General features: G+C 70.5%; 13 protein-coding genes and 1 tRNA gene. 6 read left to right on the top strand and 8 right to left on the bottom strand.

What is annotated here, in order from left to right:
* Positions 1-11: 11 nt before the first annotated feature.
* Positions 12-980, top strand: a complete 969-nt coding sequence (locus tag AB0G47_RS27655; protein ID WP_360775265.1) for a Yip1 family protein — start codon at positions 12-14, stop codon at positions 978-980.
* 77 nt (positions 981-1,057) lie between these two features.
* Here the strand turns inward: AB0G47_RS27655 and AB0G47_RS27660 are convergent, their stop codons facing one another.
* Both AB0G47_RS27660 and dcd read right to left on the bottom strand, forming a co-directional pair.
* On the bottom strand, positions 1,058-1,555 hold the full coding sequence (locus AB0G47_RS27660; protein WP_360775268.1) for a phosphoribosyltransferase: 498 nt from the start codon (positions 1,553-1,555) through the stop codon (positions 1,058-1,060).
* Between the two features lie 8 nt (positions 1,556-1,563).
* Positions 1,564-2,139 carry a dCTP deaminase gene (gene dcd, locus AB0G47_RS27665; protein WP_121787742.1) on the bottom strand — a complete coding sequence of 192 codons (576 nt, stop codon included), beginning with the start codon at positions 2,137-2,139 and terminating at the stop codon, positions 1,564-1,566.
* 559 nt (positions 2,140-2,698) lie between these two features.
* Here dcd and AB0G47_RS27670 point away from each other — a divergent pair.
* Together AB0G47_RS27670 and AB0G47_RS27675 are read left to right on the top strand one after the other, a co-directional pair.
* Positions 2,699-2,769, top strand: a tRNA-Gly gene (locus tag AB0G47_RS27670).
* A 58-nt stretch (positions 2,770-2,827) separates the two neighbouring features.
* A complete protein-coding gene (locus AB0G47_RS27675; protein WP_360775272.1) occupies positions 2,828-3,553 on the top strand; it encodes a transporter substrate-binding domain-containing protein in 726 nt (241 codons plus the stop codon).
* A gap of 84 nt (positions 3,554-3,637) precedes the next feature.
* Here AB0G47_RS27675 and AB0G47_RS27680 read toward each other — a convergent pair whose 3' ends face one another.
* Positions 3,638-4,993: a hypothetical protein gene (locus tag AB0G47_RS27680; protein WP_360775275.1), complete on the bottom strand. Its 1,356-nt coding sequence runs from the start codon at positions 4,991-4,993 to the stop codon at positions 3,638-3,640.
* 191 nt (positions 4,994-5,184) lie between these two features.
* On the opposite strand from AB0G47_RS27680, the gene AB0G47_RS27685 reads away from it, so the two are divergent.
* Positions 5,185-5,589 (top strand): SHOCT domain-containing protein, encoded by a 405-nt coding sequence (locus tag AB0G47_RS27685; RefSeq protein ID WP_360775278.1) that lies wholly within the window; start codon positions 5,185-5,187, stop codon positions 5,587-5,589.
* A 10-nt stretch (positions 5,590-5,599) separates the two neighbouring features.
* On the opposite strand, the gene AB0G47_RS27690 is transcribed toward AB0G47_RS27685, so the two are convergent.
* On the bottom strand, positions 5,600-6,814 hold the full coding sequence (locus AB0G47_RS27690) for a cation:proton antiporter (protein ID WP_360775281.1): 1,215 nt from the start codon (positions 6,812-6,814) through the stop codon (positions 5,600-5,602).
* An 11-nt stretch (positions 6,815-6,825) separates the two neighbouring features.
* On the bottom strand, positions 6,826-6,975 hold the full coding sequence (locus AB0G47_RS27695) for a hypothetical protein (protein ID WP_360775284.1): 150 nt from the start codon (positions 6,973-6,975) through the stop codon (positions 6,826-6,828).
* 195 nt (positions 6,976-7,170) lie between these two features.
* Here AB0G47_RS27695 and AB0G47_RS27700 point away from each other — a divergent pair, with 195 nt between their 5' ends.
* Both AB0G47_RS27700 and AB0G47_RS27705 read left to right on the top strand, forming a co-directional pair.
* Positions 7,171-7,782 (top strand): TetR/AcrR family transcriptional regulator, encoded by a 612-nt coding sequence (locus AB0G47_RS27700; RefSeq protein ID WP_360775287.1) that lies wholly within the window; start codon positions 7,171-7,173, stop codon positions 7,780-7,782.
* 54 nt (positions 7,783-7,836) lie between these two features.
* Entirely contained in the window at positions 7,837-9,483 is a 1,647-nt protein-coding gene (locus AB0G47_RS27705; RefSeq protein ID WP_360775290.1) for an acyl-CoA dehydrogenase family protein, read from the top strand.
* A gap of 57 nt (positions 9,484-9,540) precedes the next feature.
* On the opposite strand, the gene AB0G47_RS27710 is transcribed toward AB0G47_RS27705, so the two are convergent.
* Genes AB0G47_RS27710 through AB0G47_RS27720 form a run of 3 tightly spaced genes read right to left on the bottom strand, consistent with a single transcriptional unit; the run spans position 9,541 to position 15,997 of the window.
* Positions 9,541-10,521, bottom strand: a complete 981-nt coding sequence (locus AB0G47_RS27710; RefSeq protein WP_360775293.1) for a tetratricopeptide repeat protein — start codon at positions 10,519-10,521, stop codon at positions 9,541-9,543.
* Complete coding sequence (locus AB0G47_RS27715; RefSeq protein WP_360775295.1) at positions 10,518-15,005, bottom strand: hypothetical protein; 4,488 nt, start codon at positions 15,003-15,005, stop codon at positions 10,518-10,520. The genes AB0G47_RS27710 and AB0G47_RS27715 overlap by 4 nt, the downstream gene beginning before the upstream one ends.
* Positions 15,002-15,997, bottom strand: a complete 996-nt coding sequence (locus AB0G47_RS27720) for a hypothetical protein (protein WP_360775298.1) — start codon at positions 15,995-15,997, stop codon at positions 15,002-15,004. The genes AB0G47_RS27715 and AB0G47_RS27720 overlap by 4 nt, the downstream gene beginning before the upstream one ends.
* Between the last annotated feature and the right edge of the window lie 15 nt (positions 15,998-16,012).

The raw sequence follows: 16,012 nt of genomic DNA on the forward strand, positions 1-16,012 counted from the left end.
ACGTTCGATTCGTGGCTGGATTCAGGATCGGACGCGGCCGGGACAACCGCGCCCCGCAAGCGCGACCGCAACAACGACCGCGGCAGGAGCCGTACGGGCAGCAGGCCCCCCAGGGCCAGCAGCCGCCGTACGGCTATCCGCAGGCGCCTCCGGGCCCTCAGCAGTACGGGCGTCAGCCCTACGGCCAGGGGCCGGGCGGGCATGGCGGCCCCGGCGGCCCCGGCGGGCAGCAGTGGCCGCAGGCGGGCGGCAATCACGGGGAGCCGGAGTACTTCGGCGGACCGGATGACCCCGCTCACGGCGGACCAGGGGGACAGGGCGGCTACGACCCGTACGCCGCGAACAACCCGGGTCACACCCAGGCCTTCTCCATCGGCGAGGACCCGTACACCCAGGGCGACACCTACCGCGCGGGCCAGGCGAGCGCCCCGCCGATGGGCCCGCGGCTGCACTGGAAGGACCTGCTGCGCGGCATCGTGCTGCGCCCGGGCCCGACCTTCCTGCAGATGCGGGACTACGCGATGTGGGCCCCGGCCGTCATCGTGACGTTCCTGTACGGCCTGCTTGCGATCTTCGGCTTCGACGCGGCCCGCGAGGACGCGATCAACGCCACGCTCTCGTCGGCCGTCCCGTTCGTCCTGACGACCGGCGTCGCGATCACGATCAGCACCTTCATCCTGGGCGTGGTCACGCACACCCTCGCCCGCCAGCTCGGCGGCGACGGCGCCTGGCAGCCGACGGTCGGCCTCTCCATGCTGATCATGTCGATCACGGACGCGCCCCGCGTGGTGGTCGCGATGTTCCTCGGCGGCGGCCAGCCCTTCGTACAGCTGCTCGGCTGGGTGACCTGGATCGCGGCGGGCGCGCTGCTCACCACGATGGTGAGCAAGTCGCACGACCTGCCGTGGCCGAAGGCGCTGGGCGCGGCGTCGATCCAGCTCCTGGCGATCCTGGCGATCATCAAGCTGGGCACGTTCTAGTACGAGGACGAGCACGCGGAAGGGCCCCGGTGGACGAGAGTCCACCGGGGCCCTTCCGTTCACGCCTGTTCACATGTTCAGGCGTCGAGAACCTGCCCCGCACGCTTCACGACGGGCGGCTCGACACTCCACGGGAAGTTGATCCACTCATCGGTCCGCTTCCACACGTACTCGCACTTCACGAGCGAGTGCGACTTCTCATAGACAACGGCGGACCGCACTTCAGCCACATGATCGAGGCAGAAGTCATGGACGAGCTTCAGCGTCTTCCCGGTATCGGCGACATCATCAGCGATCAAGACCTTCTTGTCGGTGAAGTCGATCGCGTTCGGCACGGGCGCGAGCATGACGGGCATTTCCAGGGTGGTTCCGACCCCTGTGTAGAACTCCACATTCACCAGGTGGATGTTCTTGCAGTCGAGCGCGTAGGCGAGCCCGCCCGCGACGAAGACACCACCGCGGGCGATGGAGAGCACGACATCCGGCTGGTACCCGTCGTCGGCAATGGTCTGCGCGAGCTCCCGCACAGCACGGCCGAACTTCTCGTACGAAAGATTCTCGCGCACGTCACTCATGCTGGATGTCACACCTGTGTCCGATGGAAATTGAGGAAGGAGCGGGAGGCGGTCGGCCCGCGCTGCCCCTGATAACGCGACCCGTACCGCTCCGACCCGTAGGGCGACTCGGCGGGTGAGGTCAGCCGGAACATGCACAGCTGCCCGATCTTCATCCCCGGCCAGAGCTTGATCGGCAGCGTGGCGAGGTTCGACAGCTCCAGGGTCACGTGCCCGCTGAACCCCGGGTCGATGAACCCGGCGGTGGAGTGCGTGACGAGCCCGAGGCGTCCCAGGCTGGACTTGCCCTCCAACCGGCTCGCGAGGTCGTCGGGCAGGCTGATGACCTCATACGTCGAGGCGAGCACGAACTCCCCGGGGTGGAGGATGAACGGCTCGTCACCCTCGGGCTCCACGAGCCGCGTCAGGTCGGCCTGCTCGACGGAAGGGTCGATGTGGGGGTAGCGGTGGTTCTCGAACACCCGGAAGTAGCGGTCGAGCCGCACATCGATGCTCGAGGGCTGCACCATGGATTCGTCGTACGGATCGATCCGTACCCGTCCGGCGTCGATCTCGGCCCGGATGTCCTTGTCTGAGAGAAGCACGCACCGAGGATACGCAGAGCGCGCGGGCCCGCCCCAATCGGACGGTTCCCGCGCGCCTCACTGCTGTCGCCCTGCTGTCGCCTGCGACCGTCTCCGGTCGCGCCCCGCTACCGCTTCTGCGCCGTGACCGGCACGGCATGCCGCAGCCGGGCACATCGTGGACAGCGGATGAGACGGCCGGGCCCGAGCCGGTCGGCCTTCTGCATCGGGAACGAAGCGGTGCTGAACACGTGCCCTTCGGCACAACGGACGACGGTGCGCTCCATCAAGTCCTCGAGTCCCTTCCCCAAAGCCGTAGTTGAGCTCGCAGCTCCTCGCACAGTGCACGCACGGTGCGCGTACGCGAGCTGACGACGAAGGGCCACATTACGGGACGAAAGGGGCGCCCCTCCAGGCGGCACTCCGACCCCTCACGGTACGCCCCAACTCCCGCGCCCCGCAGCGCCATCCACGCCCCGAACGCCCCCCGGACACCAGGAAGCCCCGGGGAGAAAACACCCGGGGCCCGGCATGAGGTAGAGTGTGCGGCATTACGACACCGTCTCGGACGGCGTCCTACGCGGGTGTAGTTTAGTGGTAGAACATCAGCTTCCCAAGCTGAGAGTGCGAGTTCGATTCTCGTCACCCGCTCTTGTTTGAACCCCCAGGTCGTGGACCCGGGGGTTCTTTGCTGTCCTAGGCTCGGGCCATGACGCCCATAGACGCGGAGCTTGTGCACGACCTGGCGCCCACCGGAGTGCTGCGCGCCTCCATCAATCTCGGCAACCCGGTCCTTGCCCAGGGCACCCCCGACGAGCCGTCCGGAGTCACGGTCGCGCTTGCCCGTGAGGTTGCCGCGCGGCTGGCTCTGCCGGTGCGGTTCATCTGCTTCGATGCGGCCCGCAAGTCGTACGCCGCGATGGCCGAGGGCCGCGCCGACCTGTGTTTCCTCGCCGTGGATCCGGAGCGTGAGAAGGACGTCGCGTTCACCACGCCGTACGTGCACATTGAGGGGGTGTACGCGGCTCCGGTGAACTCGGCGTTTGTATCTGCCGATGACGTGGACCGGGACGGGGTGCGCGTCGGCGTCAAGAAAGGGTCCGCGTACGACCTCTACCTGAGCCGCACCCTGCGTCACGCCACCGTGGTGCGCGGCGACGAGGGGGTCGACGTCTTTCACGCCGAGGGCCTGGACGTGGCGGCCGGCATCCGCCAACCGCTGACCGCGCACGTTTCCCGGCGGGCCGAACTGCGCCTGCTGGAACCCGCGTTCATGACGATCCGGCAGGCCATGGGTACCACGAAGGGGCGGCGTCCGAAGACCGCGCAGTTCCTCAGTGAACTCGTGACCGAGCTGGTGGCGTCCGGATTCGTCGCCGAGGCGCTGCGCCACTCCGGTCAGGACCCGACGCTGGCTGCCCCCACCACGGTTTGAGTTCGATTCTCGTCAGCCGCTCCAGCACGCTCCTGACGCAGGGGGAGCGGGCGGTCGTAGGTGGTCAGATCGAGTCAGATCGCATCAGGTCGAATCAGGTTGGGGTGGGGCTTCCTTGTTGTCCTGGTGCGGGGGCGCGGCGAGTGGGGCCTCGGCCTCCGGGTCGAGGAACTCGATGACGGCGAGCAGTGCCAGCAGACCCAGGGCCAGCCAGAAGGTGACCATGCCCGTCGGGTGGTCCCACAGGGCGAAGGCGAGGGCCGTGAGGAGGACCACCGCCCAGTTCAGCCAGGTCTTGTGGGCGTGGACCCACGGTCCGACGGGACCTGTCCATACGCCGGACGCCCCGCGTACGGCGCCGATTCCCGAGCGCCACATGGTGCGCGCCTTGACCGCCCACTTGCCGGGGCCGCTCAGCCAGCTCCCGAGGGCGACGAGCGCGCCCAGGGTGACGACGGCGCGGACGGTGTAGCGCAGGAAGCGGGTGAGGGCGTCGTAGACCGAGCCCGCGGCCGGGCGGCTGATCGAGGCGGGCACGGCGTCCAGGTAGAACGCGCGGAAGACGGCGAGGCCGATGCCGAGGATGCCGACCGCGACGGCGACGGCCAGGGCCGCGGTGATCAGTGCTCTGCGGCGGCGTACGGCGAGCAGGACGCCGCCGGCCGCCAGGACGACCGCAATGACCGGGAGCCAGGCGCCCATGAGCTGCAGGAGGCGGAAGCCGGTCTTCGCCCTGCCGATCTGGTCGGAGGTCATGACCGTGAAGTCGGTGTGCACCTCGGGGATTTTCGACGCGACCGTCAGTCCGCTGTCGACCAGGCGGTCCTTGACCCGCTCCACGACGGGCGCCAGATCGACGGTGACCTCGTCGCCCTTCAGCTGCACCGCGCCGTCGCCGCTGCCGGTGAGGGCTTCGTCCACCGTCTGGTGGACCCGGCGGTTGAGTTCCGTCCACAGGGTGTCGAAGGCGTCGCTGCTGACGAAGCGGGCGGTCACCGACTCGACGAGGCCGCGAAGGCCGCTGGTGAGGGGACCTTCGAGCCTGCCGAGCGCGGCTTCGAGGCGGGGGCGGTCGGCCGGGGCGACCTGCTGGAGGAGCAGCTCCACGTCCACCCGCTCCATCACCGCGTCCGTCACCCGTTTGGTCACACCGGCTTGTACGTCGGGGTCCGAGGCCAAAGGGGCGACGGTCGCCACGTAGCGGTCCGTGTCCCCGACGATGTCGTTCGCCCATACGGCGACGACGCCGAGCGGTGCGAGCACGGCCGCCACGGTGATGAGTACGACGGCGAAGAACGACCGGGTGTGGTGCTTCCTGGGCTGTGCGGCACGGGCCTCCACCGCGCTGAGCCTGGTGCGCAGTTCGGCGAGCTCGGCCCGTTCGGCGGCGGACAGCGGGCCGTCGTCGGCGGCATCGGCATCTGCGTCGGCATCGGTCATGGCACCTGCACCTGTCCTCACTCACCGTGATCCGGAAGCAACAGATCCAGATAAGGCCACGGTGAGGTGGCGCGCCATTCGTGCGGCCCGCATAAGCCCGTACAAGCACTGATAAACACGGATAAGCACAGACCAGCCCGCACATGTATCACCAACAGGACGAAACAGGTGATCAGCGGGAAAATTTAGACATGGATGATTACCCGCTCCTCGACGTGTTCCTGACCATGCTCTGGTTCTTCCTCTGGATCATGTGGCTCTTCCTGCTGTTCAAGGTCGTCGCCGACATCTTCCGGGACCAGGAACTGAACGGCTGGTGGAAGGCGCTCTGGCTGGTCTTCTGCATCGTGCTGCCGTATCTGGGCGTGCTGGTCTACATCATTGCCCGCGGCAAGGGCATGGGCCGCAGAGACGTCGAGCAGGCCAAGGCATCGGAAGCGGCCTTCAAGGACTACGTCCGCAAGGCGGCCGGCAGTGCCGAGGGCGACGGCAAGGCGAGCCATGTCGACGAGCTGGCCAAGCTCGCCGATCTGAAGGAGAAGGGCGCCCTCAGCGAGGACGAGTTCCAGGCGGCCAAGCAGAAACTGCTCGCCTGACCTGACAGCCTCACCACGCCTCCGACTCCGAAGCAGGCCCCTCCGGCATCGGCGCCTTGCGCTCCTTGGCGCGTACCCGCAGGGCGAGCAGCGGGAAGACCAGGACGGAGACCATGGCGGCGCCCACCAGGGCGGCCGCCTCGCCCTTCTCCAGGACCTTCTCGTCCAGGCCGATCGTGGTGATGGCCACGACGAGCGGCAGACAGGTCGAGGAGTACAGGGCCAGCGCCCTGCGGTCGGCCGGATTCAGGTCGCGCGGTGCAAGTGCGTACGCCGGAAGGCCTCGTACGACGAGGAACAGGAGCAGGAAGACCGGGAGCAGCAGGAGGGCGCGGCCGCCGTCGAGCAATGAGGCGAGGTCGAAGTTGATGCCGGTGACGATGAAGAACAGCGGGACCAGGAAGCCGAATCCCATCGCCTCCACCTTGCCGAGTACCTCATCGCCGCTCTCGGGGGCGGCCCCCTGGAAGACGAGCCGGGTCAGCAGACCCGCGGCGAACGCGCCGAGCAGCACGTCGAGGCCGAACGCGTGCGACAGAGCGAGCATCGCGACGAGCAGCAGCATCACGAAGCGGACGGCGAACTGGCCGCTGGTGTGCAGCGTCGTACGGATGATCTGGGCGAACCACGGCGGGTGGGGGCGAAGGGCCCAGTAGATCGCCGCCGCCGTGATGAGCGCGAAGGCGGCGAGGACCACGGTGGACACTCCCGGGTCGCGGCCGCTGAGCAGCACCGCCATGGCGATGATCGGCCCGAACTCGCCGACCGCGCCGAAGGCCATCATCACGGTGCCGAAGCGGCCGCGCAGATCGCCGCTGTCGCGCAGGATCGGCAGGACGGTGCCGAGGGCCGTGCTGGTGAGCGCGGTGCCGATGACCACGCTCTTGGAGAGGTCCAGGCCGGAGAGGGCCAGGGCGATGCCGAGGCCGAGGGCGAGCGAGAACCCCCAGGCCCAGACGGAGCGGCGCAGGGTGTCGCCGCGGATCGCCGCGAACTCGATCTCGTACCCGGCAAGGAAGATGAGCATGGAGAGGCCGAGCTCCGAGAGCACCTCGACGATCTCGTCCTGATGCGCCCAGCCGAGTACGTCGGGGCCGATGAGGATGCCGAGCACGATCTCGAAGATGACCAGGGGGATGCGTACCCAGCGGCCCGCGCCGTGCGCGAGGAGCGGTGCGAGCACGGCGACGGCCATGATCAGGATGAGGGTTCCGGGATAGTTCATGCCGCTGCCGGTCAGTCCTTGCCGAGGGCAGCAGCAGCGGCCTTCGTGTCGACGACGCCGAGGCCCAGCTTGGCGAGGCCGGCCGGGTTCTTCGCCGTGCCGCGGATGGCCTTCATGATCTGGTCCGGGGTGCGGTCCTGCTGGTGCAGGAGGGCCGCCACTGCGGACGGGTACGGGTGCGCATGGTCCGAGCGTCGGGGTGGTGGCGGCGTACCGCATGTGGGGGCGGACCGTGCGGGCGAATTGTGGGGGCGGAGTCGCTGCTTTGCCCCTTGGTCTGCCCCGTGCGCCGACACCGCAGAGCCGGTGCGACCGGCCCCCTGGCGGGAAATTCTGAATGCTGGTTCACTCCTTGCATGGCCTACCGCAAGACCCCTGCCGAGCTCCGTCGGCTCGAAGCCGCCCGGGAGCACCTGATCGCCTGCGCCACCTCCGTCGTCGCCGAGGTGGGCTGGTCACAGGCGTCCGTGACCGCCGTCGCCGACTCGGCCGGCATCGCGGCCGGCTCGGTCTACCAGCACTTCCCGTCCAAGGCCGCACTCGCCGTCGAGGTGTTCCGGCGGGCCGCGGGACGCGAGGTGGAGGTGCTCGGCGAAGTGCTGCACGGCCCCGGCGACCCGGTCGAGCGCCTCGTCCGCGGCGTCGAGGTGTTCGCACGGCGCGCCCTGGAGAACCGCGGCCTCGCCTACGCCCTGCTCGCCGCCCCCGCCGAACCGGCGGTCGGCGCCGAGCGCCTCGACTTCCGCCGCCGCTACCGCGCGCTGTGGGCCGAGGTGGTGCGGGAGGGCATGGCAAGCGGCCAACTGCCCGCCCAGGACGGCGAGATCACCGCGGCCGCGCTCACCGGCGCGATCGGCGAGGTCCTCGTCGACCCGCTCGGCACCCCGGACGAGAAGGCCACCGACGAACTGCTCACCGAACTCACCGCCACGGCCTTGCGCTGCGCGGGCGCCGCCACGGCCGACTGACCCAACCGACTGCCCCACCACCCGATCCCACCCCGCCGCCCCGGAGGAGATCCGATGCCCGTGACCAGTCGCCCCACCGCCGTGACCCACGAAGTGGCCAACCAGGCGCCGCCGTTGACCGGGCACGACCCCGCCGACGACCCGGTTCTCCTTGAGGGCGTGCGCAGGGAAGGCGCCGGGTGGCATCTCGACGAGCTGCACCGTTTCGGGCGGTTCGCCGGAAGCGCGGAGGCGCGTGCCTGGGCGGATCAGGCCAACCGCCATGAGCCCGAGCTGCGGACGCATGACCGCTACGGCAATCGGATAGATGAGGTCGACTTCCATCCCGCGTACCACTCGCTGATGGAGGCCACGGTCGGCGCGGGCGCCGCCGGTACGGCCTGGGCGGACGAGCGTCCCGGCGCGCATGTGGCGCGCGCCGCGACCTTCATGGTGGCGACCATGCTGGAGCAGGGCCACATGTGCCCGGTCTCCATGACGTACGCCGTCGTCCCCGCCCTGCGGCGTGCCCCCGACCTCGCCAAGGTGTACGAGCCCCTGCTCACCAGCAGGGTCTACGACCCCGGTCTGCGCACCCCCGCCGGCAAGCGCGGCCTGCTCGCCGGGATGGGCATGACGGAGAAGCAGGGCGGCACGGACGTCCGCGCGAACACGACGGCCGCCGTCGAACAGGCCGACGGGACATGGCGGTTGCGCGGGCACAAGTGGTTCACCAGCGCGCCGATGAATGACTTGTTCCTCGTGCTCGCGCAGGCACCCGGCGGGCTTTCCTGCTTCCTGGTCCCGCGCTTGCTGCCCGACGGCAGCCGCAACACGTTCCGCATCCAGCGGCTCAAGGACAAGCTCGGTAATCGCTCCAACGCGAGCAGCGAGCCGGAGTTCGACGACACGGTGGCCTGGCTCGTCGGCCACGAGGGCAAGGGCGTACGCACCATCATCGACATGGTGACGATGACGCGTCTGGACTGTGTCCTCGGATCTGCCGGGCACATCCGCGAGGCCCTCGCACAGGCCGCGCACCACACCCGGCACCGCTCGGTGTTCGGCGCCAAGCTCATCGACCAGCCGCTGATGCGCAACGTGCTCGCCGACCTCGGCCTGGAGTCGGAGGCCGCCACCACGCTCGGCCTGCGCCTCGCCGGTGCCGCCGACCGGGCCCAGCGCGGGGACACCGGCGAGCGCGCGTTCCTGCGCCTTGCCACCGCCGTCTCCAAGTACTGGGTGTGCAAGCGGCAGCCCGCCTTCGTCGCCGAGACCCTGGAATGCCTCGGCGGTAATGGGTATGACGAGGCGTCAGGTATGCCGCGGCTTTATCGTGAGGCCCCGCTCAACGGCATCTGGGAGGGGTCCGGCAACGTCAACGCCCTCGACATGCTGCGGGCGTTGGCCCGCGAACCCGAGTCCCTCGAAGCCTTCCGTACGGAGATCGAGGCGGCGTCCGGCGCCGACCAGCGCCTCGACACGGCCTGGCGCGCGCTGCAGGGCGAACTCGTCCTCACCGAGGACGCACCCCTGCGCGCCCGCCGCGTCATCGAACGGGCCGCACTCGTCCTCCAGGGCTCGCTCCTGGTCCGGCACGCACCGCCCGCCGTCGCCGACGCGTTCTGCGCATCGCGCCTCGCCGGCGACCGGGGCCTTGCCTTCGGAACGCTGCCGCCCGGCACGGACTTCGCGGCGCTGCTTGAGCGGCTCCCCGCCTGACGGGCGCAGGCAGCGGTGGCGGGGCGAGCGCCGGAGAGGTCAGAGGGGTCATAGGGATCAGAACTTCGGGATTCCTCCGTTCACCTCGTCGGCCTCCTCGTCCCTCCCCAGCGCCCGCAGGTTCGCCTCCAGACGACCGCGCGTGCGCTTGGTGGTCGAGTGGTCCTTCCCTGCCGCGCTCTCGAATTTCGGCAGCAGGGCCGCGTTGATGGCGCGGGCCGCCTCGTGGTCGCCGAGCTTGTCGAGGGTCATGGCTACGTTGACCTCGGCGCCCAGCGTCAGCAGGGAGTTCTCGCCCGCTGTCCGTCGGCGCCGCTTGTGGATGTCCCGGAAGCGGGCCAGCGCCTTGCGGAGTTCGCCGAGCCGGAGCAGGCTGCTCGCGAGGTTTCCACTGGCCAGGATCGTCGTCTCGTGGTCCTTGCCGAGGCATCGCTCACATCGCCGTACGGTGTCGTCGTTCATCCGCAACGCCGCCCGGTCATCACCGAGTTGGGTGATGCACGCGCCCACGTTGCACGCCGCGAGGAGGGTGCCGGGATCGTCGTCGCCGAAGGTCCTCGACCGCAGGAACAGCACCCGCTCGAAGAGGGGCCGGGCCTTCTTTGCGTCGCCCCCCGCGAACAGGCACGCGGCCAGTCGTTCCAAGGCCCTGAGGGTGTCAGGGTGCGTCTCTCCGATCCTGGCCTCCCAGTCGCGGTGGACGATCTCCGCCAGGAGGATGCCGGGCGCCGCGTCGTCGGCCTCGTAGAGGTAGCACAGGACCCGGATCAGCAACGCGCGGAAGCGCTCCGGCTCGCTGCTCGGTACGCCCGCCTCGCTCAGGTAGCCGATGAGCGTCTGTACGTCCTTCGTGATCAGTGCGTACGAGCTCCAAGTGCGCGGATCTCGATCGTCGAGGGGCGGGAGCGCCGCGAGCCGATCCCTGGCCGCGCGGCATACGGCTGCCAGTTCGGCGGGACCGTCGGCCGGATTCTCGCGGAACAGGCCGATGACGTCCGCGTGCGCCTGCCGCACCGCGGGGTCGACGGGATGCGTCATGACGCCCGCCTCCGGTCCGCGGGGCCGGTGGCGGCAAGTTGCCCTAGGCGTACGCCGTCCACGACTTCGGGTGCCGCGCCCCGCGGGGATGTGCAGGCGAGCCCGCGGGCGACGGCCGCGCCGAGGGTGGCGCCCGCGTCGGCGTCCCATGCGTCGAGCAGGGCGTCCGGGACATGTTCGAGGAGCGCCATGGCGAAGGACCAGTTCGTCGAGGTGACTTCGTAGAACTTGCGCAGCGCGACCGCCGGTGCGCGCTCGAGCAGGGCGGGGAACAGGCGGGCGGTGGCATCCCGGGGGATCCACGTCTCGCCCGGCCAGGCGAACTCGCAGCGTTCGGCTTCGCGCAGCAGACCGACGGGGTCCACCAGGTCGCCGAGGCCGGGAGAGGCCGCGAGCGCGGCCAGTGCGTCAAGGCCGATCGCGGAACCGTCCCCGGCCTTCGCCACGACCTCGGCGGCCAGCTCCAGGAGTTCGTTCCGGTTCTCCGGCCTGACTTCCGCGCCGAAGGCGAGCAGTTCGGCCGCCGCGGGCAGTGGCCCGGAGTCCAGCATGTCCCGCAGCCGCCGCACGAACGCCGGGCTGAGGGGCGCTCCGGGAGCGGGTGTCACCAGGTCGATCGCGGCGGCGTAGATCGGGTCGTCGATGCGCACGCCCGCCGGGCGGAAGGCGTGTCCCGGCACCTCGCGGACGATCCGGTGCTCGTGGTGCGCGGCCGCGGCCGCCGCGCTCTTGGCCATCTCGTCGGCCTGGTTCAGCTCTCCTACGGGGCAGAGGTTCTGGAGATGGAGCTCGCCGAAGATCTGCGGGGGGCGCCTCCCCTCGATCACGTCGGCGGCATACACCTCGGACGCCCATGCGCGCCTGGAGTGCAGATGGGCGAAGGACAGGTAGGGCAGCTCCTCGACGGCCAGCATGTCCGATTCCCGGCAGCCCAGGGCGCGCACCGCGAGCTCGAAGCAGACACGGTGGTCGGGGCGCACGTACGCCCATGCCTTCTTGTCCGCGTCATCCCCGAGGGGAACCGTCCACCGGTAGCGCGGCAGTTCGCTGAGCGCGCGATCGATCTCCTTGGAGAACGCCTCCGCATCGGGGCCGTGGTGGGACGCGCTGCCGGGGCCGTGCGCGGCCCGGTGCAGGTCGGCGAAGCCGATGGCCCGCTCTCCGGGGTCCGCGATGGCGCGGACGAGGGCGCCCGCACGGGCGAGGTCCCGCTGTGCGAGGCGCACCGCGAGGCGGCGCATCACTCGGGCCGTGCTGCTGTACGAGCCGATCTCGACGGCGCGGACGACATCGGCCGGATCGCGGTAGAAGTGGGCCCGCGCACGGGCGGCCCAGTCATGGCTCAGGTTGAACAGGGCCGTGAAGCCGTGGATGTTCACCCGTTCCAGATCGTGCCTGGGAGCCGGTTCGAGCGACTCGGGCGAGGAACTCACGAAGGTCGCACCGTCACCGCCGCCGCCACCGAGCGGTACGGGCCGCTCCCCGCTCCTCAGCATCTCTTCCAGGAGCGCGGCGGCCTTGGCGCTCTCGCCTCGGGCGACGTGGACGTGGGCGATGTCCGCGAGGAGCGAGTACCGGTCCCGACCGACGACCTCCCGCTCCGTGCTCGTGGTCCCTGCGATGCCGCCGCGTTCCCAGTCGGTCCGGGCTATCCCCCGTGCCATCTCTGCCGCCCGGCCGAGGTCGTGCCCGGCCATCCGCTGCGCCACCCCGGCCAGGTCGTCGTCACGCTCGCGGCTGCGCCATCCGTACGCCCGTGGATCGGCGGGCGGCGCCGGGACGGCGGCATGGACGCGCTCGATGATCCGCAGTTCCTCCTCCGGGCTCGACTGCCCGAGGGCTCGCATGACGTCGAGCTGCACCCAGTCGCCGCTCGCCCACGCGCGGTACCGGTCGACGAGGGCCCGCGCCCGCTCGGGCGCCCCCCAACGGATCCACAGCCCCGCCCCGTCCAGGGCGGCGCGGTCCATATGGCCGTTGACCACCTCCGTGTCCAGGCGGGCGAGCAGAAGGCGTGCGGTGGACCGGTCCACGTCCGCCAACACCCCTGCCGACTTGACCAGTTGACCGGCGAAGCTGAACCTGAGCCTGTCCTCCTCACCGGCTTCGAAGACCTGAGCACGCACCTCCGCGAGGAACCACCGGCAGGTGTCCGGATCGTGGTTCGCCCACACCGCGGCCAGTCTCGCCAGGGCCAGAAGGCGGTTCGCCGCGTCCACGCCCTGCAGCGACGCCTCGGCCGCGCGCATCAGCTTGAGAGCCGTTGCCGGGTCGTCGGCGCGATCGGCCAGGTCCAGGTAGTCCGCCCAGCGCTCGCCGCCGATCCGGTCGACGAGGGTGCGGGCCTTGTCCATGTCCTGTCCGGCGGCGGCGAATGCGGCGGCGCGGTACACGGCGTCCGGCTCCTGGTCCGGCTTGGTGCCGGAATCCCGCCGCGGCGACATCTCCTGTCCGTACCGCCAGAGCCGCAGGGCGCGTTCGAGGTCGTGCGGGGCGAGGAGCCGTGCGGCCGACCCGATCGCTCCCCGTGCGTCGAAGTCACGGAGGTCGCCGGTGCCGCTCAGCGGAATCGTCAGCGCGCACTCGACGAGCAGGTCGAGCAGTTCGTCGTACGAGGGGTCATCGGGGCCGGGACGCGCGTACCGCAGGATCTCCTCGAAGGCCGTGAACTGCCACAGCGAGGGCGCGATCCCGGCGGCGTGCTCCAGCGCCTCCTTGAGGCGTCCCGTCCGGGCGAGCAGGCCGATCACACGGGGCGGCAGCGCATTGCTGGCTTGCGCTGCCTGGTGACGTACGACGCCGAGATACGTCAGGACGGACAGCCCGGTGGCGACGGAACCGCTATCCGCCACGTGGTGGGCTATTCCGTCCACCAGTTCCAGAAACCTGGCCTCAGCCCCGAACTCGCTTCTCACGGCCCGCAGCAGACCGGGGCAGACGAGGTCGACGGCCTCGGCGGAGACGCGCGACCCGGCGTTCAGGACGTGCGCGACGAGATGGACCAGGCCATAGCGATCCACCTGAGCCCACTCCACCTCCGCCCAGCTCGGCGCGGTGTCGCGATAGTGCCGCGCTATCTGTTCGTGCCATCTCGCCTCGTCGATCCAGCACTCCGGGTGCTTCTCGCGAGCTTCCTGCCCTACGAGGAATTCACCGATCGAGGTGTGGAAGAAGGCGATCCGATCGCCACGGCGGTCAAGGAGCCAGCGCAGACTTCCGAGGACCTTCTGCGCGGGCGCCTCCCTTACGGGCGTACCGGACAGGGCGGAGAGCTGCCCCTCCGTCAGTGCCTCGCGCGCCACGGTGAGGGTGCCGATGATCGGCAGCCCGACCCCTTCCCAGCCGGCCGGCTCGCCTGCTCTCCCCCTGGGCCGTGGCGTGAGCTCCTCGCGGACCAGCTCCACGAAGAATCCGTAGAGGCCGGTCAGCCGTCCCGGTACGCCGTTGAAGACGAGCAGCCGGTCGACAAGATCCTCGTCCCGTTCGGCGGCGGCTTCGTTCAACGCCCGCGCGTAGGTGGCCAGATACAGAAAATTCCCGGCGGCCCTGCGCACGGCGTACCGCTTCGTACTGCCCGGGAGATTGCCTCTGGCCTTCTCCGCGGCGATGACGGCATCCGTCTCAAGGACCCGGTCCGCGTACGTGTGGAGATCGCCCACGACCTGGGGCGAGCCGGCGTCGATGACGACATCCGTGAGCCGCTCCTCGCGCGCCGAGCGGAAGAGCCGCAGCCCGGAGTGCGGCCGCGACGTCATGACCACCTTGACGTTGGCGGGCAGTTCGGGGGAACGGGCCAGCCAGCGCAGAAGCCCCTTTCTGGGCTCGGTCGTGTCGTCGTCGGCGATCTCGTCGAGGGCGTCGAGCAGGATGACGATCCTGGCGTCGGGGTCCTGTGCGGCAAGGACCTGCGCGGGCCCGATCAGCGCGAGGTGCGCGAGGTTGTCGGGGTCGAGGAGCCGGGGCTCCAGATGGGCCGTGCCGATCTCGACGCCGACGGCCGTGCCCTCGACGGCGCCGATCCGCTGCTCCACCTCCAGGGTGGCGGTGCGGTGGAACGGGGACACCTTCAGGTCCTCGATCCTGATCCCGACCACGCGTCCCTCGGCCTCGACGGAGTCGATGTGCTGCTGGACCGCCACCGCGAGGCGTTCCGGCTCGAAGAGATCCGGGTGCACCCGGGCGAGCTGATGCCCGATGGCCAGGAGGAAGGACTGGATGTCACCGCCGGTGAGCGCGGTGCGGCTGTCCCGCCGGAAGAAGTAGCGCAGCCGCTCGGGACGGGCCTTGGCCATGCCCGCGAGCAGGCTGGTCTTGCCCGCTCCCGGCTCGCCCGTCACCAGGACGTACTGGCCACGCTCCGACTCCAGGGCCCGCTCGATCTCGTCGTACAGCCACTGACGCTCGACGAAGTCGGCCTCTGTCCGGGCGCGGACCACGTCCTCGAAGGCACGTCCGCCGCCCGTCCGGGCGCGGTCGGCGGTCACTTCTCGCCTCCGGCGGTGCGGATGTCGACGCCGACGACGCTTCCGCCGGCCTCTACGCGGCCGATCTCGGCGGTGCTCTCGATGGTGCCGCCGACGGCCCGGTCGGTGCGTACGCCGGCGGCGTATCCCGCGACGTCGTCCGCGATGAGCTTGACGCGGACTGCGGGTAGGGCGGCTGCGGATTCACGCTGCGTACCGTCGGCACCGTCGGCTTCGGTGGCGTCGGTGGCGTCGGTGGCGTCGGCAGCCTTAGCGGTCGCCTGCCGGGGCGGCCGCGGGCCAGGGGCCGCCTTCGGGCCGTCGCCGGGCTTCCCGTCCGGGTCCGGACTCCGCTCCGGGCCCGAGCCCGGACCCGCCTCCCGGCTCGACCCCGCCTCCAGACCCGTCTCCGCACCCGCCCGCCGTACGCCCCCGCCGCCCGGCACCCAGATCCACGCCTCTCCCCGGTACTCCTTCTCCTCGACCCGCACCTGCCGGAACTCGTCACTGCGCAGGCTGGTGTACGCCTCTCCGCGTACGACGTCGTGGAAGACGACCGCCGAGACCGCGACCGCCAGGCAGGCGTCCGACGCCTCCGCCAGAGCGGTGCGCAGGGCCGTGGAGTCGAGGATGCGTCCGATCTCGACCGGGGCCGAGCCGACGAATCCATTGGCGCCCAGCGAGGCCGGGCCGAAGTGGACGGCTGCCCGCAGCCGGAGCCAGGCCTGCCGCACCCGGTTGTGGTTGAAGGCCCGCAGCCCTGCGTCCAGGCCGCGCATGAACGCGTCGACCAGGACGGGCTCGGCGGCGCCCAGGTCCGCCGGCAGGACCGCGAACAGCGAGTCCCCGCCCTCCTGCGTCACCCATCGCGCGCGATCGAGCCCGGCGGCGTCGGCCGCCTCCCCCGACAGCCGCGCGATCGCCTCCTGGAACTCGCGCTGCGTCAGCACATCGGCGCGGCCGTATCCCTCCGCGTCGACCGCCAGCAGCAGTCTGCGCCCGAACTCTCCCATGCCGCCCCGCCCATC

The organism is Streptomyces sp. NPDC021622 (assembly GCF_040640795.1).
Classification (GTDB): Bacteria; Actinomycetota; Actinomycetes; order Streptomycetales; family Streptomycetaceae; genus Streptomyces.